This window comes from Streptomyces xiaopingdaonensis, assembly GCF_000262345.1.
GTDB lineage: Bacteria > Actinomycetota > Actinomycetes > Streptomycetales > Streptomycetaceae > Streptomyces > Streptomyces xiaopingdaonensis.
In genome coordinates, this window is sequence record NZ_AJTQ01000139.1 from 107,155 (window position 1) to 127,498 (window position 20,344).

Consider the following 20,344-nt stretch of genomic DNA (forward strand, 5'->3'; position numbering starts at 1 on the left):
TGGACGGCCGGCGATTGGATGCCGCAGGAAACGAAGTCCCGGGCTCTCCACACTTCGGGAACACCGGCCCCGAGCCTCCGCCCGCGGACTCCGTTCCCCGGCCGCCCACCGGCGATTCCGCTCCGACTCAGGCCATCGAGACCTCGGAGACCGGCGGTTGGACATGGCGGGCGGAAGAGGTCCCGGACTCTCCGGCGGAGGAGCTGGAGTCCGGCCCGTCGTCCTCCGGGTCGGACGGGTCCGGGTCGTCGGGGGAGGTCGTCGGGTCCTCCGGCGAGGACGGTGGGTCGTCGGGGGACGTCGTCGGGTCCTCCGGTGAGGTCGGCGGGTCGTCGGGCGAGGAGGGCCGGCCGCCGCCACCGCTGCCGCCGCCACCGTCGGAGGAGCTGGGGGCCTCCTTCGTGGACGAGCGGTCGTCGTCCTTTTCGTCCGAGGGTCGGGAGGCGCTGGTGCTGGGGCTGTCCGAACCGCCGTCCTGCGTCGAGGACTCGACGGGCCGCACGGGTCTGCTCGAGCGGTCCGACTGCTCGTCCACCGGGGAGTCGTCGGCGGCCGGCTGCTCGTCGCCCTCCTGCTGCGAGGTCGACTGGCGCGGCCGGACGGAGTCCGGCTCTCCGTCACCCGCCGTGCTGCCGAGGGTGACGAGGGTCCCGAGGACCGCCACGAGCACCGCGCCCGCGCCCGCCGCCACCAGGTTCCTCCGACTCCCTTTCAGCGCCGGGGTCCTCTCCGGTTCGGGGGGTTCCTCCGCCGAGAGGCTCATACGCGTGCCTGCCGTGGCGGAAGCGGCGGCCTGGTCGGCGGCGGGCGGCGGAATCCGCTCGGCGACGGGGACGGGGACGGGGGCGACCCCGGTGGGCGGTGTGCTCACCGACGCGGGCTCCGGGGCCGCATCCGCGGGCCCAGCCGCCTCGGCGAGGAGGCGATCGGCGACGAGGGCGAGCGCGCGCCTGCCTGCGACGGTGCCGCGCTGGTCGGCGAGGACCCCGCGGAGCCCGATCGACGCCTCCAGCTCGGCACGTGCCCTCTCCGGCTGGCCCGTGCAGAGGGCGAGGACGCCCAACTCGTGGTGGAAATACGCCTCTTCGGCGACCTCTCCGGCTATCCGGGCCGCCTCCTGGCCTCCTCGGAGAATCCGCTCCCAGTCGCCCCAACGGAGCCCGGCGGCGAGCACGGGGGCCGCGGCCCTGGCGAGGAGCACCGCGGCGCTCGGGGCGCCGTCGCGCTGCGCACCCTTGAGTGCGGCAAGGAGCGCATCGGCCTCGGCCGTGACGCGTTCGTGCGTGACGGAGGGATGGCCCGCCCACCAGCCGTAGTGACGCGCCGCGGTGAGGGCGCGTGCCCCGCTGCCTTCCGCGTACCCCGCCTCGGTGAGCTGCTCGGCGACACCGGCCGCGAGGCGGAAGTGCCCGCCGACGGGCGAGACGAGGCCCGCGTCCCGAAGGTCGGTGAGGGTGTCGTCGGCGTCGTCCGAGCCGGTGAGGGCGGGGAGGTGCGAATGGTGGGGCACCTCGCCCTCCAACGCGAGGGCGTACCGCAGGACTTCGCGCGCGGACTCGGGGAGCGCGGCGACGACCTGGCGCGCCGGCGGCCCTTCGGCCGGAACCCCGCCGCCCCCCAGCCGCAGCAGCGCGCCCGCCTGGACGAAGGTGCGTGCGTTGCCCTCGGAGGAGAGCCAGAGGCCCGAGGCCCAGTCGGCCTCCGCGTCGAGGAGAGGGCGCTGCACGGCGTGCTCCAGCAGCTCCAGGCACGCGGTGCGGCTGAGCCCTTCGAGCGGGACCTCCTCGACGTGCGAGGCGGGCTCGGGGGCGGGAGTGCCGGGCAGCGCCGAGAGCAGGAAGGCGCATTCGGGGGTGTGGCTCAGCAGCGACTCCAGCGCCTCCCGGCCGAACTCCAGATCGTCGACGAGGACGATCGCCCCGATCCGGCCGAGCGCGGCGTGGAGTTCGGAGGGCTCGGGGCGGTGGCCGAAGGCGTCGTAGACCGCGGCGTAGAGGGCGTGTTCGAGGTCGCGGGCCGTGCGGTGGTGGCCGCTGAGGCGGACGACGCCGTCGGGCGGCAGCCCGGCGACGTCGACGGCGACCGCGTCGAGGAGGGCCGTGCGGCCGGAGCCGGGGGCGCCCGTGACACGGACCGAGCGGCCGCACGCGAGCAGCCCGGCGAGCCGGCTGCGCTCCTCTTCCCGTTCCAGCAGCGGGGGTCGGCCCGCCGGTCCGGGCACGGCTGAACGCTCGGCGGCCGGCAGCTTCGTCGGAGAGGACGGGCGCATGCCGGGAGGGCAGGGCTCGACCTCGCTGCCGTCGACCGGATTGACCGTCAGCAGCAGTTCACCGGCGACGAGTTGGACGATCCGGGCAGGGCCCTTCCCCGATCCCGCGCCGCCCGCGGCCGACCCCCCGCCGCCGAAGCGGCCGCCGTCCTGCTCCATGCTCGTGCCCCCAGTCGCGTCCTGCGCACGCGGCGCCTCCGCAGGGCTGCCCCTGCCCCGCGCAGCACGTCCGATGCCGTCTCCTCGTGCCGTGCAAGCACACTATCGCCACACTCCGACAGCGCTCACGGTGCTGACTCGTCCGCTACCTCTCCGCAACAAACCGCCCCGGAAGGGGAGATGCGGGAAGAGCAGGGCCGTGCCCAGCGGCGCGACGCGAGGCTTCCCTACCGCCGCCCCGGGACGCGGACCCCTTCGCCCGCGGCCGAGCGGGAGAACCGGCCCGCAACGCCGGCGAGTTGCCCCACCATCGAGTGAACTCCCCGCCCGCTGGAAGGCGACGGGCCTACTGCTGGGAGAGGAGCGAGGGATCGGCCGCCGGCGGTTCGGCGCCCTCGATCGCCAGGATGCGGTGGAGCCGGGTGGCGACGAGGAGGCGCTGCATCTGCGGCGGCACCTCGCGCAGCACGAGCCGCCGCCCGCACCTGCCCGCCCTGCGGTGCGCCCCCATGATGACGCCGAGCCCCGTCGCGTCCCAGGAGTCGAGCTCGGTGAGGTCGAGCACGAGGTCGCCGTCGCCCGAGTCGACGGCGGAGTGCAGGACCGTACGGGCGTCCGCGGCGCTGCGTACGTCGAGGCGGCCCCCGACGACCAGCTCGGCGTGGTCGCCCCTGATGTGCATATTTGCTCCCCGCTCTCTCGCTGCTGCCGGCCGTGCCCGTGCTCGGCCCATGCGACCTTCTCCGTCTGTTGTCCCATCACAACTGACTGCCCGGGCGGCAGCGAAGTTGCCGATCGTGCGCGATATGGCGCCGATTTCACCCGGCAGGGTGAGCAGTCGGCGGCGCCTCCCCGCCGTTCCCGGCACGCGGTCACCAGGCCGGGAACAGGGGCTGCCGGACGGCCGGAGCCTCAGTACGTGTAGTACCCGCGGCCGCTCTTGCGTCCGAGGTCGCCGGCGTCGACCATGCGGCGCATCGACTCGGGCGGCGCGAACTTGGGGTCCTTCGACTCCTCGTGGATGTTGTCGGTGGCGTGCAGCAGGATGTCGACGCCCGTGAGGTCGGTGGTGGCGAGCGGGCCCATCGCGTGCCCGAAGCCGAGCCGGCAGGCGGTGTCGATGTCCTCGGCCGAGGCGACGCCGGATTCCTCCAGCTTCGCCGCCTCGACGACGAGCGCGGAGATCAGCCGTGTCGTCACGAAGCCGGCGACGTCCCTGTTGACGACGATGCAGGTCTTGCCGACGGACTCCGCGAAGGACCGCGCGGCGGCGAGCGTCTCGTCGCTCGTCCTGTGCCCGCGCACCAGCTCGCAGAGGGCCATCATCGGGACGGGCGAGAAGAAGTGCGTGCCGACGACGCGTTCGGGCCGCTCCGTGGCGGCGGCGATCTTCGTGAGGGGGATCGCCGACGTGTTGGAGGCGAGCACCGCGTCCTCGCGTACGAGCCGGTCGAGTGCGGCGAAGATCTCGCGCTTCACCTCGATCTTCTCGAAGACCGCCTCGACGACGACGTCCGCGTCGGCCACCGCGTCGAGTTCGGTGCTGGTGGTGATGCGCGCGAGCGCCGCCTCGGCGTCGTCGGTCGAGAGCTTGCCCTTCGCGGCGAACTTCTCCAGCGAGGTGCTGATCGCGTCCCTGCCGCGGGCGAGTGCCTCGTCCGTCACGTCACGGAGGACCACGTCCCAGCCGGCCTGCGCCGAGACCTGCGCGATTCCGGAACCCATCAGTCCGGCTCCGACGACGGCGAGCTTCTTCGCCACGGCATTCACCTCTGCTCGTCTGTGCGTGTACGTGTCTGCGGCACGCTGTCATCCCACGGCACGGCTGCGACGACGCACCACGGTGCGGCGGCCGGGGCGTCGATCCCCGAGAGCTCGCCGTCGGTGCGGTGCGCCCGAACAGCCCGGGCGCCAACGGACCTTTGACGCAGCGTCCGTTGAGCGGACATTACTGGTTATCCGCGGTGTGTGGGCAGGGAAGAGACACGTATCACGTCTCACATGGCGGACGTCACACCGCTGGACCACAGGCGCCGCACACGAACCGCCGTCTCCGCCTCTCGGAACAGCGCCCGGGCGCCAACGGGCGTGCACAGTACGGAGGTCCGCGCTGCGGCGTACGCGGGGCGGCGCGGGGCGGCGCGGGGCGCCGGGCGGCGCCCGTCACATCCGTCGCACGCGGTGGACACGCGCCATCGCCAGCGACAGGAACCCGAGCACCACGGCACCCGCGACGACCCCCGCCGCGACGACTTGCCCGACGGACGGCTTTCCCTGCGACAGCAGCATCCCCGCCGCCACCGCCGCCACGAGCACCCCGGACAACACGCTGCACAGAAAGGCACGTTCAGGCGAGCGCACGCCGCCGACCGCACGCGCACCGAGCGCCGCCCACCACGCGCCCGCCTCCCGCCGCTCCCGCCTGCGCGCCACGACGGCACCGAGGCGGAGGAGGGCGCACGCCGCGACCCCCGCGCCCGCGGCCCACCCGACGAGCGCACGCGCGGTGCCGAGGAAGAGCAGGGCGGCGAGCACGGCGCCCGTCCCCCGGCCGAGTACCACCCGCCGGTGTCAGGAAGCTACTCGCCGCGATGAGTGAACCGAAGAGGAAGAGCCAGTAGGCGAGCATGTTCAGTCGCGGGAACGCCACGTCCGGAGCGCCGATCTGGAGCGGCATCAGCCAGTTGGCGAACCCGGTGAAGAGGGGCATCGCGAAGAGCAGCAGCATGATCGAACCGTGCATCGTGAACGCCTGGTTGAACTGCTCGTTCGACATGATCTGCGTACCAGGCCCGGCGAGTTCGGCGCGCATCACCAGCGCCAGCACCCCGCCGACGGCGAAGAAGACGAGCGCCGAGACGAGGTAGAGCGTGCCGATCCGCTTGTGGTCGGTGGTCGTCAGCCACACGACGACGGACGCACCCCGCGGCCGCTCCTCCTCGACTCCGCGCGAACCCTCGTCCGCGGCCTCAGGTTCCTCGATGGCACTCACCGGCCGACTCACCATGCCTCTCGGCGGCCGGACCCACCGGTCGCCCGTCCACCGCCCGCGGTGGGGCGCACACGTACGGAAGCCGAAGGGGACGGAGTCGGGCGGCGATCCCCGCTCCCTCGGCGCCGTCCATGCTCGCCGCGGAGCACTCCCCCTCCGTAGGGGCGAGGAACCCCGCGCACAGGGGCCGTTGGGCCCGTTGGCACGCGCCGGCCACCGGGCCGAAAGGTGTCCGCACCGGGGCCGCCGGGGGAAGCCACCTGGGGCGCCCCCGAGCAGGGTGGCTACCCTCGTCGCATGGTCAATCTGACGCGCATCTACACCCGGACCGGCGACAAGGGAACGACCGCGCTCGGCGACATGAGCCGTACCCCCAAGACGGACCTGCGGATCACCGCGTACGCCGACGCCAACGAGGCCAACGCGGTCATCGGCACCGCCCTCGCGCTCGGCGAACTCGAAGAGGAGGTGCGCGAGGTCCTGGTCCGCGTGCAGAACGACCTCTTCGACGTCGGCGCCGACCTGTCCACACCCGTCCAGGAGAACCCCGCGTACCCGCCGCTCCGCGTCGAGCAGGAGTACGTCGACAGGCTGGAGGAGGACTGCGACCGCTTCCTCGCCCAACTGGAGAAGCTCCGCAGCTTCATCCTCCCCGGCGGCACCCCGGCAGCAGCCCTCCTCCACCAGGCGACGACGGTCGCACGCCGCGCCGAGCGCTCCACCTGGGCCGCCCTCGAGGTGCACGGCGACACGATGAACGCACTCACGGCCACCTACCTCAACCGCCTCTCCGACCTGCTCTTCATCCTCGCCCGCATCGCCAACAAGGCCACGGGCGACGTGCTCTGGGTCCCCGGCGGAGAGCGCTGAATCCCTCCGCGCCCGGCCTGCCCCGCGGCCGCCGGGAGGCGAAGTGGGCGGTGTGATCACGGGGTTCGGGGTGATCGCAGCGGTGATCGCCGCCGGCTGGCTCCTCGGCACGTACGAACTCCTCGGCCCCGGCGGACGCGAGGTGCTCACGCGCCTCGCGTTCCACATCGCCACGCCCGCACTGCTCTTCGCGATGCTCTCCGAGGCCGACCTCGGCCTTCTCGCCTCGGGTCCGCTCCTGGCGATGGCCCTCTCCACGGCGGCGGTCGCCGCGCTCTACGCGGCCCTCGCCGCCCTGCGCCGCTGGCCGGCGGGCGACTCGACGATAGGCGCCCTCTCGGCGTGCTACGTCAACGCCGGCAACCTGGGCATCCCCGTCGCCGCCTACGTCCTCGGGGACGCCTCCCTCGCGGCGCCGGTGATGCTCTTCCAGCAACTCGTCGTCGGCCCCCTCGCGTTGACGATCCTCGACGCTACGGGCGACCCCGGGGGGCGCACCGCGCAGCAGCCCCGCCGCAGCCTCGCGCGGCGGCTGAGCGGGCCGCTGCGCAACCCCATGGTGCTCGGCTCGCTCCTCGGCGTCGCCGTCGCCGCCACGGGGCTCCGCATCCCCGACCCGGTGCGCGAGCCCTTCGAGCTCGTCGGCGCCATGTCGGTGCCCGCGATGCTGCTCGCCTTCGGCATCTCGCTCCACGGCAGCGCCGCGCCCGCGCGAGGCCCCGAGCGCGTCCCCGTCCTCGTCGCCGTGGCGCTGAAGACGGTGGTGCAGCCCGTACTCGCCTGGGCGGCAGGGGCGTGGGTGCTCGGGCTCGGCGGGGCCGAACTCTTCGCCGCCGTCGTGCTCTGCTCGCTCCCCACCGCGCAGAACATCTTCACCTACGCCTCCCACTACCGCACCGGCGTGCGCCTGGCGCGCGAAGCGATACTCCTCTCCACGGTCCTCTCCCCGCTCTGCCTCGTCCCGGTGGCGGCGCTGCTCGGCTGAGGGTTCACCTGCCGGCCGGCACGTCCTCGGACGTCGGCGCCCGCTTCGGCCAGAGCGTGTAACTCGCCGCTATCAGCGCCGAGATGCCCGCGACGAAGGCCATCTTCGTCTGCCAGTCACGCAGCGGGGCGGCCTGTGCAGGATCGCCGACGTACCAGATCGCCCCCTGGAGCAGCACGGCGGCGATCGCGGCGCCGCCCATCGCCCGTGCGCCCATCTTCCACTCGTGGACGGCCCGCGCCCTGCCGTACCGCGGCGGCTTCGCGGGGCGCGGCCCGCCGGCGAGCCGGTGCGCCGCGTGCCGGTCGGCCCAGGCGACGGCGTAGCGCCCGTGCGTCACGGTGAACCCCAGGTAGACGGCGGCGAGTCCGTGCTTCCAGTCGGGCTCGGCACCGCGCCCCAGGTCGACGACGCCCGCGACGAGCAGCACCACTTCGAGCGCCGGCTCCATCAGCAGCACGACACCCCCCGCACGGCGCCGCCGCAGCCCGTACCGCAGGCCCAACCCGGCTGCCAGCAGCACCCAGAAGCCGACCTCGGAGACGACGACGAGCGTGACGATCACCATTGCCCCTTTCACGGAACCGAGCCGTACGCACCCAGGCTCCCGTTCCGCACCGCCGCAGGACATCGTCGCCGCAGCCGATCCCTGCCGGCCCGCACTGCATACTTCGACGTACCCGACCGGCGCCCGGCTGGTCCCGGAAGCCGAGGCGGCGCAGCCCGCGCGCCTCCTACGCTGGTCCCGCGCCCGCACCTCCCCGCGGAAGGCCCCCATGCACCTCCCCCGACGCCGGCCCGCTCGCGACGACGTCCTCATCGCCGCCGCCGGCCTCGCGTTCGGCCTCGCGCTCTGGAGCCTCGGCGTACTCGGCGACGCGCAGGAGCGGCACGGCGCGCTCGTCCTCCTCCCGCTCGCCGCCGTGTGCCTCGCGACGCTCGGCCGCCGGACCGCGCAGCCGTGGGTGCTGCTGCTCGCCGTCCTCGCGCAGCTCGCGGACGCGACGATGGGCACGTTCCTGCCCACGGTGATCCTCTTCACCGACGTCGTCTACGCCTCCGTCCTCTACGGTTCGCCCCGACTGGGCCGCCTCGTCACCAGAGCGAGCGTGGCGTTCTCCGTCGCCGCCGTTCTCGTCCTGCTCGCGCTCGTCCCGCCGGGGGAGGTGCTGCTCTTCGGGGCGCTCTGCGCCGGCCTCACCGTGGCGCCCGCATGGACGGGGCTGGTGCTGCGCGACCACAGGGAGGCGGCGGCAGCGGAGCGGCTGCGCGCCGAACAGACCGCGCTGCTCGCGGAGTTCGACCGGAACCAGGCCGTCCAGGAGGAACGGGCGCGGATGGCGAGGGAGCTCCACGACGTCGTCGCCAACCACCTCTCGGCGATCGCCATCCACGCCACGGCGGCGCAGGCGGCGGCCGACGGGCGCGAGGACGCCGAAGACGGCGGCGGGCAGGCCGCCGAGGCCGCACAGCGGGCGCTCGGCGTCATCCGGGAGAACAGCGTCCGCGGGCTCACCGAGATGCGGCGGCTCATCGGCCTCCTCCGCGACGCGGAGGGCGCGGACGAGGGCCCCACGGCCTCGCCGAGCCTCGACGCGCTCGACGCGCTCCTCGCCCGCTGCCGCGCGGCCGCCGCCCCGGAGACGGCAGAGTCCTTCGCCTTCGTGCTCAAGGACGAGCGCACCTCGGCGGCACCGCTCCCCGCCCCGGTCGAGCTCGCCGCGTACCGCATCGTCCAGGAGGCCGCCACCAACGCGCTGAAGCACGCGGCGCCCGGTGAGGTCACCGTCCGGCTCGCACGGCCGCGTCCGGAGTCGGCGCTCACCGTCCACGTCGCCAGCGCGATGCAGCGGGACGGCGCGCACGTGAGCGGACCGCGCGCCCCGGGTGCCGGCGCCGGGCTCGTCGGCATGCGGGAGCGAGCGGCGCTCCTCGGCGGGGAGTTGGAGGCCGGGCCCGACGCGGAGGGAGCACGCTGGGAGGTACGGGCGCGGCTGCCCGTCGCAGGAGAGGAGCGAAGGTGAACCAGGCCGAAACGGGGCGCCCCGTCCGGGTGCTCGTGGCGGAGGACCAGCAGGCGGTGCGCGCGGGGCTCGTGCTGATCCTCGGGGGCGCGCGGGGCGACCCGCCGCTCGAGGTCGTGGCGGAGGCGGGCGACGGGGAGGAGGCCGTGGCCCTCGCCCGCGAACTGCGCCCCGACGTCGTTCTGATGGACGTGCAGATGCCGCGGCTCGACGGGGTCAGCGCCACCCGGCGGATCACGGCGGAGCGCCTCGCGGACGTCCTCGTGCTCACCACTTTCGACCTCGACGAGTACGTCTTCGGGGCGCTGCGTGCCGGCGCCTCGGGGTTCCTCCTCAAGGAGAGCGAGGCGTCCGCGGTCGTCTCCGCCGTGCGTACGGTCGCCGCGGGCGAGGGCATGATCGCGCCGGCGGTGACCCGGCGTCTGATCGCGGAGTTCGCCCTCTCCTCCCCCGGCGGTCCCGCGGGGGAGCCGGAAGGGCTGGCGGAACTCACCAGGAAGGAGCGCGAGGTGCTCGCTCGGCTCGGCGAGGGTCTCTCCAACTCGGAAGTGTCACAGGTGCTTTCGATGGCGGAGGCCACGGTGAAGACGCATGTCAGCCGGCTGCTCGCCAAGCTCGACCTGCGCAGCCGCACGCAGGCGGCGGTGTTCGCGCAGGAGTGGGGGGTCGTGCCGGGCACGGAAGACGACCCGAACGGGCAGTCCCCTAGGCGACGTTGACGCGCTGCCCCGGCGGCGCCGCCTCCAGCCAGGCGAGGAAACCGGTGAGCGCGTCCTCGCTCATCGCCAGCTCCACCCGCACCCCGTGGAGCGCGCACGCGAGGATCACGGCGTCGGAGAGGAGTGCCAACTCCTCCTCCCCCTGCGGCAGTCGGCGCTCCAGGACCTCGATCCCGCCCCTGACGAGGAACCGCTTGGGGCGAGGCGCGTACGAGAAGACCCGGAACCACTCGATCCGGTCACCGTTGTAGCGCGCGACGCCGTACGCCCACCCCGTACCCGTCGGCTCGGCCGCCTCCTGCTCGGAGACCGCCCAGCGCAGGTTGCAGTCGAAGGTGCCGCCGGTGCGCTGGATCAGCCGCCGGCGCACCCCGAAGGCGAACAACCCCCCCGCCACCAGCAGAACGACCGCGCCGCACAGCAGCAGAGCGAGGACCATCTTCACCGACCTCCTCGCCGAGACTCGAACCGCCGCCCCGCGAGGAGCGACGCGGGCGCCGTTCCCCGCGGGCCCGGCGACCCCACCTGTATGGCTACAGCCGCGGACGGCCCCGGCGAACACAATTCGGTTCGCCAGTGCCGTCCGCGGCTGAGTGTCGTACCCGTCGTATCAGCCCCGCCAATACATCAACGCGCCGCCGTCACCGAACGGAGGCGGACGTCCGCGCGACGCTCGGCGTGCGCGTCCGCGTCCTCCTTCGCACGCTCCAGGGCACGCTCGGCACGCTCGACGTCGATCTCGTCGGTGAGCTCCGCGATCTCGGCGAGGATCGAGAGCTCGTTCTCGGAGAAGGAGATGAAGCCGCCGTGCACGGCGGCGACGACGGTGCCGTCGCCGCTCTCCCCCGTCGTACGGATGGTGACCGGGCCGGAGTCCAGCACACCGAGCAGCGGCTGGTGCCCGGGCATGACGCCGATGTCACCCGACGAGGTGCGCGCGACGACCAGGCTGGCCTGCCCCGACCAGACCTTGCGGTCGGCGGCGACCAACTCGACGTGCAGCTCAGCCACTGTGGCTCCTCAGACTGGGATGGGGATCAGGATAAGGGGTGCGGACACGGGGGCGGGAAGCGCACCCGCCCCCGCGGAGCGACGTCAGCTGACGCCGAGCTCCTTGGCCTTGGCCTTCAGGTCGTCCAGGCCACCGCACATGAAGAACGCCTGCTCGGGGTAGTGGTCGAAGTCGCCGTCCGCGATCGCGTTGAACGCGGCGATCGACTCGTCGAGCGGCACGTCCGAACCGTCGAGACCGGTGAACTGCTTCGCCGCGTGGGTGTTCTGCGACAGGAAGCGCTCGATCCGGCGGGCGCGGCTCACGGTGAGCTTGTCCTCCTCGCTCAGCTCGTCCATACCGAGGATCGAGATGATGTCCTGGAGGTCCTTGTACTTCTGCAGGATGCCCTTGACCCGCTGCGCGGTGTCGTAGTGCTCCTGCGAGATGAAGCGCGGGTCCAGGATGCGCGAGGTGGAGTCGAGCGGGTCCACCGCGGGGTAGATGCCCTTCTCCGAAATCGGGCGCGAGAGCACCGTGGTGGCGTCGAGGTGCGCGAACGTGGTCGCGGGCGCCGGGTCGGTGAGGTCGTCCGCGGGCACGTAGATCGCCTGCATCGAGGTGATCGAGTGGCCGCGGGTCGAGGTGATGCGCTCCTGGAGCACACCCATCTCGTCCGCCAGGTTCGGCTGGTAGCCCACAGCGGAGGGCATCCGGCCGAGCAGGGTGGAGACCTCGGAACCGGCCTGCGTGAAGCGGAAGATGTTGTCGATGAAGAACAGCACGTCCTGCTTCTGCACATCGCGGAAGTACTCCGCCATGGTCAGGCCCGCGAGCGCGACGCGGAGACGGGTCCCCGGCGGCTCGTCCATCTGGCCGAAGACGAGCGCGGTCTGCGGCAGCACGCCGGACTCGGCCATCTCCTCGATGAGGTCGTTGCCCTCACGGGTGCGCTCGCCGACGCCGGCGAAGACGGAAACGCCCTCGTGCAGCTTGGCCACACGCATGATCATTTCCTGGATGAGGACGGTCTTGCCGACGCCCGCACCGCCGAAGAGGCCGATCTTGCCGCCCTTGACGTACGGGGTCAGCAGGTCGACGACCTTCAGCCCGGTCTCGAACATCTCGGTCTTCGACTCGAGTTGGTCGAACGCGGGGGCCTTGCGGTGGATCGCCCACCGCTCGGTGACCTCCGACTCGGCCTCGGGCTCGTTGAGGATGCGCCCGAGGGTGTTGAAGACGCGGCCCTTGGTCACGTCGCCCACGGGGACGGTGATGCCCTCGCCGGTGTCGGTGACCGGCGCCTGGCGGACGAGGCCGTCGGTCGGCTCCATGCCGATCGCGCGGACCAGGCCCTCGCCGAGGTGCTGCGCGACCTCGAGCGTCAGGGTCTTCGACTTGCCGTCCTCGGCCGGGTCGGCGATGTCGACGGTGAGGGCGTTGTAGATGTCGGGCATCGCGTCGACGGGGAACTCCACGTCGACGACGGGCCCGATGACGCGGGCGACCCGGCCGGCGGCCGTGCCCGCTTCCGGGGCCGTCTGCTCTACAGCGGTGGTCATGGTTATTCACTCCCCGCGTTCGCGTCAGCGAGCGCGCCCGCGCCACCGACGATCTCGCTGATTTCCTGGGTGATGTCGGCCTGCCGGGCCGCGTTGGCAAGTCGGGTGAGGGACTTGATGAGGTCGTCCGCGTTGTCGGTCGCCGCCTTCATCGCCCGACGGGTCGCCGCGTGCTTCGAGGCGGCCGCCTGGAGCAGCGCGTTGTAGACCCGGCTCTCGACGTACCGCGGGAGCAGCGCGTCGAGCACCTCTTCGGGCGAAGGCTCGAAGTCGTAGAGCGGGAGGACCTCGGGGCCGTTCTTGAGGGCCGACTTGAGGACCTCCGCCGACTCCTCCGCGCTCTTCTCGAAGGTGAGCGGCAGCATCCGGCTCTCGATCGCCGTCTGCGTCATCATCGAGACGAACTCGGTGTAGACGATGTGGAGTTCGTCGACCCCGCCCTGCGCGGCGGTCTCCGCCTTGATCGCCTCGATCAGCGGCTCGGCGACCGCCTTGGCGTCGGCGTACGACGGCTCGTCGGTGAAGCCCGTCCAGGACCGCTCCACCGGCCGGTCGCGGAACCCGTAGTAGGCCGCGCCCTTGGAGCCGACGATGTGGTTGACGACCTCCTTGCCCTCACCGATCAGCCGGTTGGTGAGCTGCTCGGCGGCCTTGATGGCGTTGGAGTTGTAGCCGCCCGCGAGCCCGCGGTCGCTGGTGATCAGGAGGACCGCGGCCCGGGTCGGGCGCTCCGTCTCCGTCGTCAGCCAGTGCTGAACGCCGGAGCCCTGCGCGACGGCGCTCACCGCGCGGGTGAGCTCCTTCGCGTACGGCTCGGAGGCCGCCACCTTGCGCTGCGCCTTGACGATGCGCGAGGCGGCGATCATCTCCATCGCCTTGGTGATCTTCTTGGTCGCGGAGACGGACTTGATCCGGCTCTTGTAGACCTTGAGCTGGGACCCCATGCTCAGCCCTCGCCCAGGAGCTTGCCGTCCGAGGTCTCGAACTGCTTCCTGAACTCGTCGACCGCGTCGCCGAGGGCCGTGAGCGTGTCGTCGGACATCTTGCCGCCCTCGACGATGCTCGTGAGCAGACCCTTCTGCGTGCGGTGCATGTACTCCAGCAGCTCGGTCTCGAAGCGCTTGACGTCCTCGACCGGCACGTCGTCCATCTTGCCCTTGGTGCCGGACCAGACGGAGACGATCTGGTCCTCGGTGGAGAACGGCGCGTACTGCGGCTGCTTGAGCAGCTCGGTCATCCGCTTACCGCGCTCCAGCGCCTGCTTCGACGCGGCGTCGAGGTCGGAGCCGAAGGCCGCGAAGGACTCCAGCTCGCGGTACTGCGCCAGGTCGACGCGGAGCGACCCCGTGATCTGCTTGATCGCCTTGTGCTGGGCCGAACCACCCACACGGGAGACCGAGATGCCGACGTTGAGCGCGGGGCGCTGGCCGGCGTTGAAGAGGTCGGACTCCAGGAAGCACTGGCCGTCGGTGATGGAGATGACGTTGGTCGGAATGAACGCCGAGACGTCGTTCGCCTTCGTCTCGACGATCGGGAGGCCCGTCATCGAACCGGCACCCATGTCGTCGGAGAGCTTCGCGCAGCGCTCCAGCAGCCGCGAGTGCAGGTAGAAGACGTCGCCCGGGTAGGCCTCGCGGCCCGGCGGACGACGGAGCAGCAGCGAGACCGCACGGTAGGCGTCGGCCTGCTTGGTGAGGTCGTCGAAGACGACGAGGACGTGCTTGCCCTGGTACATCCAGTGCTGGCCGATCGCCGAACCGGTGTACGGGGCGATGTACTTGAAGCCGGCCGGGTCGGAGGCGGGAGCGGCCACGATGGTCGTGTACTCCAGCGCACCGGCCTCCTCCAGGGAGCCGCGCACCGAGGCGATCGTGGAGCCCTTCTGGCCGACCGCGACGTAGATGCAGCGCACCTGCTTGTCGGGGTCGCCCGAGCGCCAGTTCTCGCGCTGGTTGATGATCGTGTCGACGCAGAGCGCGGTCTTGCCGGTCTGACGGTCGCCGATGACGAGCTGGCGCTGGCCGCGGCCGACCGGCGTCATCGTGTCGACCGCCTTGTAGCCGGTCTCCATCGGCTCGTGCACCGACTTGCGCTGCATCACCGTGGGGGCCTGCAGTTCGAGGGCGCGGCGGCCCTCGGTCTCGATCTCGCCGAGGCCGTCGATCGGGGCGCCCAGCGGGTCGACGACGCGGCCGAGGTAGCCGTCGCCGACCGGGACGGAGAGCACCTCGCCGGTGCGGTACACCGACTGGCCCTCCTCGATGCCGCTGAACTCACCCAGCACGACCGTGCCGACCTCGCGCTCGTCGAGGTTGAGGGCGAGGCCGAGGGTGCCGTCCTCGAACTTCAGCAGCTCGTTCGCCATGGCCGAGGGGAGCCCCTCGACCCTTGCAATGCCGTCGCCGGCAACGCTGACCGTACCGACCTCTTCGCGCGAGGCCGCGTCCGGTGTGTACGACTGGACAAAGTTCTCCAGCGCGTCCCGGATCTCATCCGGCCGGATCGTGAGCTCCGCCATCTGGGTTCCCTGCTCTCCTTGTTGGGACCGTAAGTCACTTCGGGCCTGGGGCCGCCGCTTCGGCGACGCTCACCTGAGCTTCCCCAGGAGATCCCCTGTACGGCCCAACTCGGGCCGCTGTCGTGCTTGTTGAGTTGGTGTGGCGCCTGCGGCGCCGAGGTGCTGCCTGCTGCCCTGGGGCGTCGGCAGCGACCCGCGGTGGACGTCCGGAGCCGCGCGGCTCCGCCTCCCCCGGCGACCGGCCTGCGGCCGATCGCCCCGGGGACGTCAGCCGGCCATCCGCCGTTCCGCCTCCCCGACGCGCTCCGCGAGGGAGCCGTCGATGACCTCGTCCCCGACCCGGACCGAGATCCCGCCGAGGATCGTCGGGTCGACGTCGAGGTTGAGGTGGACCTCGCGTCCGTACAGCTTCGCGAGTGCGGCGCCGAGGCGCTGCTTCTGCTGGTCGCTGAGCGGGACTGCGGAGGTCACCACGGCGACCGACCGGTTGCGCCGCTCGGCCGCCAGCTTGGACAGACCTTCGAGTCCGCCCTCAAGGCTACGTCCTCGCGACTCGGTGACGAGCCTGGTGATCAGACGCTCGGTGACGGGCTCGGCCCGGCCCCCGAGCAGCCGGTGCACCAGCTCGGCCTTGGCCTCACCGCCGGACTCCCGCGAGAGCGCGGCCCGCAGCCGCGGCTCCGCGCTCAGGATGCGGCCGAAGCGGAAGAGCTCGTCCTCGACGCCGTCGAGGGAGCCGTCGCGCTCGGCTGCGATGAGGTCGGCGGAGTCGGCGAGCTCTTCGACGGTGTCGACGAGGTCACGCGAGACCGACCAACGCGACCGCACCATGCCCGCGGCGAGGTCGACGACCTCGCCGCTCACCTTGTCGCCGAGGACGCGCCTGACGAGTCCGGCCTTGGCCTCACCGTCCTGCGAAGGGTCGGTGAGGGCTCGCCTGAGCCCGACCTCGCGCTCCAACAGGGCTGTCACGGCGGCGAGCTCGTCGGCGAGAGACCTGGCGTCGGCCGACGTGCCGTCGGCGAGCGCCTGCAGGTTCTCGCGTGCGGCTGCCGCCGCCTCACGGCTCGCTCCGTTCATCGGCCTGCCTCGGCCTTCTCCTCGAGGTCGTCGAGGAACCGGTCGATCGTGCGGCTCTGCCTGGCGTGGTCCTCAAGGGACTCGCCGACCAGCTTGCCGGCGAGCTCGGTCGCGAGCTTGCCGACGTCCTGGCGCAGCGCCTGGGCGGCCTGCTTGCGGTCCGCCTCGATCTGGGTGTGGCCGGCCGCGACGATCTCGTCGCGCTGCCGCTGGCCTTCGGCACGCATCTCGGCGATGAGCGCCGCACCCTGCTCCTGCGCCTCGGAGCGCAGCCGGGCGGCCTCGTGGCGGGCCTCCGCGAGCTGGTCCTTGTACTGCTGGAGGACGTCGTTCGCTTCTTGCTGGGCCGCCTCGGCCTTCTCGATGCCGCCCTCGATGGCCTCACGGCGCTCGTCCAGAACCTTGTTGATGTTCGGGAGGAGCTTCTTCCAGAGGAAGAAGAAGACGATGGCGAAAGCGAGCAGGCCGATGACGAGCTCTGGAATCGGCGGGACGAGGGGGTTCTGCTCCTCCTCGGCCGCCAGCTGAACCAGGGCGTTCACATCAGTGCCTTTCGTCGACAGAAGCAGTTCGGTGAGTGGAATCAGACACCGAACACGAACGGCATGACGATGCCGATCAGGGCGAGCGCCTCACAGAACGCGAAGCCGAGGATCTGGTTCTGGCGGATGAGGCCGGCGGCCTCGGGCTGGCGGGCGAGCGCCTGGGTGCCGTTACCGAAGACGATGCCGACGCCGATGCCCGGGCCGATGGCGGCGAGACCGTAGCCGACCGAACCGAGGGAGCCGGAAACACCTTCGGCGAGGAAAGTCTGCGTAGCGGACATGCTGTTTCTTCCTTCTTTTCATGCGGGCCGGTGGGGGTTGGCCACCGGTTGGCCTGAGCCGGGGAACCGGGCGGTGCTCAGTGGTTCTCGGCGAGCGCGCCCTGGATGTAGTTGCAGGTCAGGAGGACGAAGACATACGCCTGGATCGCCTGGATGAAGAGCTCGAAAGCGACCATCGCGATCGTCATCACGAACGAGACCGCGGCGTACGCGATACCGATGCCGTTCAGCAGGTACCAGCTCGCGATCGTGAACATCACGATCAGCAGGTGTCCCGCGAACATGTTGGCGAAGAGCCGGACGGCGTGCGTGAAGGGCCGCACGAGCAGGTTCGAGAAGAACTCGATGAGCATCGCGAGCGGCAGCACGGGACCGAGCGACTTGTCGTAGCCGGTGAAGTTCTTCCAGGCGCCGGTCCAGCCGTGCCGCTTGAACGTCAGGGAGACCCAGATGATGTAGACGAGCGCGGCGAGGACCATCGGGTACGCGATGATCGACGTCACGGGGAACTGGGCGAGCGGGATCACGGACCAGAGGTTCATGACCCAGATGAAGAAGAACAACGCCACCACGAACGGGACGTACTTCTCGCCCTCGCGCTTTCCGAGGTTCTCGTAGACCACGCCCCTGCGGACGAAGTCGTAGCCGGCCTCGCCGACCATCTGGAGCTTGCCCGGCACGAGCTGCGGCTTGTTGAAGGCGGCCCAGAAGAACCAGACGATCGCCAGGGTGCCCACGAGGGCGAGCAGCATGGGCTTGTTGAACTCGAAGCCGCCGACCGTGAAGAGCGGCTCGAAGACGAAAGAGTGGAGCCCCGGAGCCGGGAAGCCGCAACCGTCGAAGATGTGGCAATCGGTCTCGAAGGCGAGCATCTGGTCAGCACTCACCGCGAGCTCCTTCTGCATGGCGCATGGATACGGCTACCTCGATGTGTCGGCGCGGCGCGGGGCCGCGGGGCGGCACTGGACTGGTGTTACGGATGTGGGGGCGGCGGACGGTTCGCGAGGGGCGCGGGCCGTTCCGTCGCCGGGAACCTGCCTGCTCGACCACCCGCACCTGCTGCGCCGCAGTTGGCAAAGGACGATAGCAGTTGCTCGAACGAGCGCTTATTCCGCCCCTACGTCTGCCCCGCGTCACGAACTCGCCCCCGAGGCCACCTGCTTGCCGGTCTCGGACGAATCGGGCTCGATATAGAGGATCTTGGCCTTCGAGTGCGAGAGGGCCTGGCACACGACCCAGACCACGGTGGCACCGAGCAGCGTGAAGGCGAACGCCTTGGTGTCGAAGAGCGTGGTGTTCTTGAAGACCGCCAACACGACCGCGAGCAGCAGGATCTGCGTCGTGTACAGCATCAGGCCCATGGCCTGGAAGAGGTGCGGAAAGGATTTGGCGGTCCGCTGGAGAACGATCTGGCCGATCCCCATGAAGAGGATCACCACGAACGCTCCGACGGCCGCACCGATTGCTCCTTTGCCGCCTGCGAGTACGCCGCTGAGCACCGCGCCCGCGGCACCCGCGAGAGCGGTCGGGACGGCGCAGTGCAGCAGCATGCGAGCGTCGGGCGACTGCATGGGGCTTGCTCCGGAGGTCTTGGGGGTTGTCGTCGTTGACGAGCGGCACCCCGGTCGATGAAGGCCGTTACCGATCAACACCTCGCCGACGGGCCGCCGTTCAGCATTTGCACGAGGACACATCGACCGGTCACCGGGGTTCGTGAACGGTATCACAAACTATTTGATGAGGTCTTTACCCGCCCCCTGTGCTGCCTGTCACATACACAGAGTTCGGTCTGTGCGCCCCTCCCGCGGTCGCGAACTCACCTCGTTTTCACGGAGAGTGGAGACGCGCACACTCGCCGCGCTACTTCCCGCTGCCCGACGAGCGGCGCAGGAACGGAGTTCGGCGCTCGCCGCTGGCGGTGGCGCCGTTGGGCACAGCGAACGCCGGCTCGCGCTCGGCCTCCTCGCGCCCCTGCCCCGCCTCGGCCTCTCCGTCGTCCGCGCTCTGCGTGCTGTGTGTGCGGCCTGAGGCGCCTGTTGCGAGGCCGTCCGGGGATTCCCCCGCCGCCTCCCCGCCGGGCCGCCCGACCGCCTCCTCCGGGCCGTGCGCACCCTCAACTCCCGTACCGCGAACGCCGGATGGCCTCCGGTACCGCGGGGGCACGAGCGCGTACGCCCAGTGCGGCACGCTCGGCCGGAACCTCGGGAAGAGCAGCGCGCCGAGCCCGAAGGCACTCAGCACCACGATGGCGAGGACGATCGCGAGGCTCGACGAGCGCACCGAGAACGCCACGGTGCCGAAGGCGATCAGCGCCGCCCAGAAGTACATGATCAGGACCGCGCGGCTGTGCGAGTGCCCGATCTCCAGGAGTCGGTGGTGGAGGTGGCCGCGGTCGGCGGCGAACGGCGAACGGCCGCTCCAGGTACGGCGGACGATCGCCAGCACCAGGTCGGCGAAGGGGATGGCGATGATCGTCAGCGGCAGCACCAGCGGGATGTAGAGCGGCACCATCGTGTGGACCGCGTCCTTCATCGAACCGCCCGACTCCTCGACGAGGAGGTCCGGGTCGACCTGGCCCGTGATGGAGACGGCACCGGCCGCCAGCACCAGCCCGATCAGCATCGATCCGGAGTCGCCCATGAAGATCCGCGCCGGATGCATGTTGTGCGGCAGGAAACCGAAGCACATGCCCATGAGCACCGCGGCGAAGAGCGTCGCGGGCGCCGCCGCCTCGATGCCGTAGCCGTACCAGATCCGGTAGGCGTACATGAAGAACGCCGCGGCGGCGATGCAGACCATGCCGGCCGCGAGTCCGTCGAGGCCGTCGACGAAGTTGACCGCGTTGATCGTCACGACCACCAAAGCGACGGTGAGCAGCGTCCCCTGGAGCGGCGTGAGCGCGACGTTGCCGACGCCCGGCACGGGGAGCCACAGGATGGTGAGGCCCTGGAGCACCATGACGCCGGCAGCGATCATCTGGCCGCCGAGCTTCACCAGCGCGTCCACGCCCCACTTGTCGTCGAGCACGCCGATGAGCCAGATGAGCCCGGCGCCGGAGAGGAGCGCGCGCGGCTCGTCCGAGAGGTGGAACAGGTCGCCGATGTTGGTGAGTTGGGAGGCGGCGAGGAGCCCGGCGCAGAGGCCGCCGAACATGGCGATGCCGCCGAGGCGCGGCGTCGGCTCGCGGTGCACGTCGCGCGCCCTGATCTCCGGCATGGCCCGGGCGGCGATGGCGAACTTCCGCACCGGCCCGGTCAGCAGGTAGGTGACCGCGGCCGTGACGCAGAGCGTCAGCAGATATTCACGCACGGGCTCCCCAGAGGTCTCGCTCGAATCCTGGCCCACACCT

20 protein-coding genes and 1 pseudogene are annotated in these 20,344 nt (G+C 71.4%); 4 read left to right on the top strand and 17 right to left on the bottom strand.

Annotated features, from left to right (window positions below):
- Nucleotides 1-127 precede the first annotated feature (127 nt).
- The 5 genes and pseudogenes from UWG_RS0111555 to UWG_RS0111575 form a co-directional block, all read right to left on the bottom strand.
- Entirely contained in the window at nucleotides 128-2,428 is a 2,301-nt protein-coding gene (locus UWG_RS0111555; RefSeq protein WP_016907371.1) for a P-loop NTPase family protein, read from the bottom strand.
- Nucleotides 2,429-2,774: 346 nt separating this feature from the next.
- A complete protein-coding gene (locus tag UWG_RS0111560; RefSeq protein WP_016907372.1) occupies nucleotides 2,775-3,110 on the bottom strand; it encodes an STAS domain-containing protein in 336 nt (111 codons plus the stop codon).
- A gap of 230 nt (nucleotides 3,111-3,340) precedes the next feature.
- Nucleotides 3,341-4,189 (bottom strand): 3-hydroxyacyl-CoA dehydrogenase family protein, encoded by an 849-nt coding sequence (locus UWG_RS0111565; protein ID WP_016907373.1) that lies wholly within the window; start codon nucleotides 4,187-4,189, stop codon nucleotides 3,341-3,343.
- A 402-nt stretch (nucleotides 4,190-4,591) separates the two neighbouring features.
- Complete coding sequence (locus tag UWG_RS33025; protein ID WP_157838549.1) at nucleotides 4,592-4,753, bottom strand: hypothetical protein; 162 nt, start codon at nucleotides 4,751-4,753, stop codon at nucleotides 4,592-4,594.
- Nucleotides 4,754-4,988: 235 nt separating this feature from the next.
- A pseudogene (locus tag UWG_RS0111575) lies at nucleotides 4,989-5,435 on the bottom strand (cbb3-type cytochrome c oxidase subunit I); the annotation flags it as partial.
- Between the two features lie 282 nt (nucleotides 5,436-5,717).
- Between UWG_RS0111575 and UWG_RS0111580 the strand changes: the two are divergent.
- Both UWG_RS0111580 and UWG_RS0111585 read left to right on the top strand, forming a co-directional pair.
- Nucleotides 5,718-6,290, top strand: coding sequence for a cob(I)yrinic acid a,c-diamide adenosyltransferase (locus UWG_RS0111580; RefSeq protein ID WP_016907376.1), 573 nt, complete (start codon nucleotides 5,718-5,720; stop codon nucleotides 6,288-6,290).
- 43 nt (nucleotides 6,291-6,333) lie between these two features.
- The gene (locus UWG_RS0111585) at nucleotides 6,334-7,275 is read left to right on the top strand and encodes an AEC family transporter (RefSeq protein ID WP_016907377.1); all 942 of its coding nucleotides are present in this window, start codon (nucleotides 6,334-6,336) and stop codon (nucleotides 7,273-7,275) included.
- Between the two features lie 4 nt (nucleotides 7,276-7,279).
- On the opposite strand, the gene UWG_RS0111590 is transcribed toward UWG_RS0111585, so the two are convergent.
- Nucleotides 7,280-7,843 carry a hypothetical protein gene (locus tag UWG_RS0111590; RefSeq protein WP_016907378.1) on the bottom strand — a complete coding sequence of 188 codons (564 nt, stop codon included), beginning with the start codon at nucleotides 7,841-7,843 and terminating at the stop codon, nucleotides 7,280-7,282.
- Between the two features lie 208 nt (nucleotides 7,844-8,051).
- Between UWG_RS0111590 and UWG_RS0111595 the strand changes: the two genes are divergently transcribed.
- Nucleotides 8,052-9,299: a sensor histidine kinase gene (locus UWG_RS0111595; RefSeq protein ID WP_016907379.1), complete on the top strand. Its 1,248-nt coding sequence runs from the start codon at nucleotides 8,052-8,054 to the stop codon at nucleotides 9,297-9,299.
- On the top strand, nucleotides 9,296-10,018 hold the full coding sequence (locus tag UWG_RS0111600) for a response regulator (protein WP_016907380.1): 723 nt from the start codon (nucleotides 9,296-9,298) through the stop codon (nucleotides 10,016-10,018). Before UWG_RS0111595 ends, UWG_RS0111600 begins: the two co-directional genes overlap by 4 nt.
- Here the strand turns inward: UWG_RS0111600 and UWG_RS0111605 are convergent.
- From UWG_RS0111605 to UWG_RS0111655, 11 genes are all read right to left on the bottom strand, one after another.
- Complete coding sequence (locus tag UWG_RS0111605; protein WP_029391367.1) at nucleotides 10,005-10,457, bottom strand: DUF2550 domain-containing protein; 453 nt, start codon at nucleotides 10,455-10,457, stop codon at nucleotides 10,005-10,007. The two genes, UWG_RS0111600 and UWG_RS0111605, sit on opposite strands and share 14 nt — an antisense overlap.
- Nucleotides 10,458-10,645: 188 nt before the next feature.
- A complete protein-coding gene (locus UWG_RS0111610) occupies nucleotides 10,646-11,029 on the bottom strand; it encodes a F0F1 ATP synthase subunit epsilon (RefSeq protein ID WP_016907382.1) in 384 nt (127 codons plus the stop codon).
- Between the two features lie 84 nt (nucleotides 11,030-11,113).
- On the bottom strand, nucleotides 11,114-12,571 hold the full coding sequence (gene atpD / locus UWG_RS0111615; RefSeq protein WP_016907383.1) for a F0F1 ATP synthase subunit beta: 1,458 nt from the start codon (nucleotides 12,569-12,571) through the stop codon (nucleotides 11,114-11,116).
- Nucleotides 12,572-12,573: 2 nt separating this feature from the next.
- Entirely contained in the window at nucleotides 12,574-13,515 is a 942-nt protein-coding gene (locus UWG_RS0111620; RefSeq protein WP_016907384.1) for a F0F1 ATP synthase subunit gamma, read from the bottom strand.
- 2 nt (nucleotides 13,516-13,517) lie between these two features.
- Nucleotides 13,518-15,089, bottom strand: coding sequence for a F0F1 ATP synthase subunit alpha (atpA, locus tag UWG_RS0111625; RefSeq protein WP_016907385.1), 1,572 nt, complete (start codon nucleotides 15,087-15,089; stop codon nucleotides 13,518-13,520).
- Between the two features lie 267 nt (nucleotides 15,090-15,356).
- Nucleotides 15,357-16,169 carry a F0F1 ATP synthase subunit delta gene (locus tag UWG_RS0111630; RefSeq protein WP_016907386.1) on the bottom strand — a complete coding sequence of 271 codons (813 nt, stop codon included), beginning with the start codon at nucleotides 16,167-16,169 and terminating at the stop codon, nucleotides 15,357-15,359.
- Nucleotides 16,166-16,711, bottom strand: a complete 546-nt coding sequence (locus UWG_RS0111635; RefSeq protein WP_016907387.1) for a F0F1 ATP synthase subunit B — start codon at nucleotides 16,709-16,711, stop codon at nucleotides 16,166-16,168. Before UWG_RS0111635 ends, UWG_RS0111630 begins: the two co-directional genes overlap by 4 nt.
- A 41-nt stretch (nucleotides 16,712-16,752) precedes the next feature.
- Nucleotides 16,753-16,995 carry an ATP synthase F0 subunit C gene (gene atpE, locus UWG_RS0111640; RefSeq protein WP_016907388.1) on the bottom strand — a complete coding sequence of 81 codons (243 nt, stop codon included), beginning with the start codon at nucleotides 16,993-16,995 and terminating at the stop codon, nucleotides 16,753-16,755.
- Between the two features lie 77 nt (nucleotides 16,996-17,072).
- Nucleotides 17,073-17,900: a F0F1 ATP synthase subunit A gene (atpB, locus tag UWG_RS0111645; protein WP_016907389.1), complete on the bottom strand. Its 828-nt coding sequence runs from the start codon at nucleotides 17,898-17,900 to the stop codon at nucleotides 17,073-17,075.
- A gap of 228 nt (nucleotides 17,901-18,128) precedes the next feature.
- The gene (locus UWG_RS0111650; RefSeq protein ID WP_016907390.1) at nucleotides 18,129-18,566 is read right to left on the bottom strand and encodes a Cg1360 family ATP-synthase-associated protein; all 438 of its coding nucleotides are present in this window, start codon (nucleotides 18,564-18,566) and stop codon (nucleotides 18,129-18,131) included.
- 289 nt (nucleotides 18,567-18,855) lie between these two features.
- Nucleotides 18,856-20,304 carry an MraY family glycosyltransferase gene (locus UWG_RS0111655; RefSeq protein WP_016907391.1) on the bottom strand — a complete coding sequence of 483 codons (1,449 nt, stop codon included), beginning with the start codon at nucleotides 20,302-20,304 and terminating at the stop codon, nucleotides 18,856-18,858.
- Between the last annotated feature and the right edge of the window lie 40 nt (nucleotides 20,305-20,344).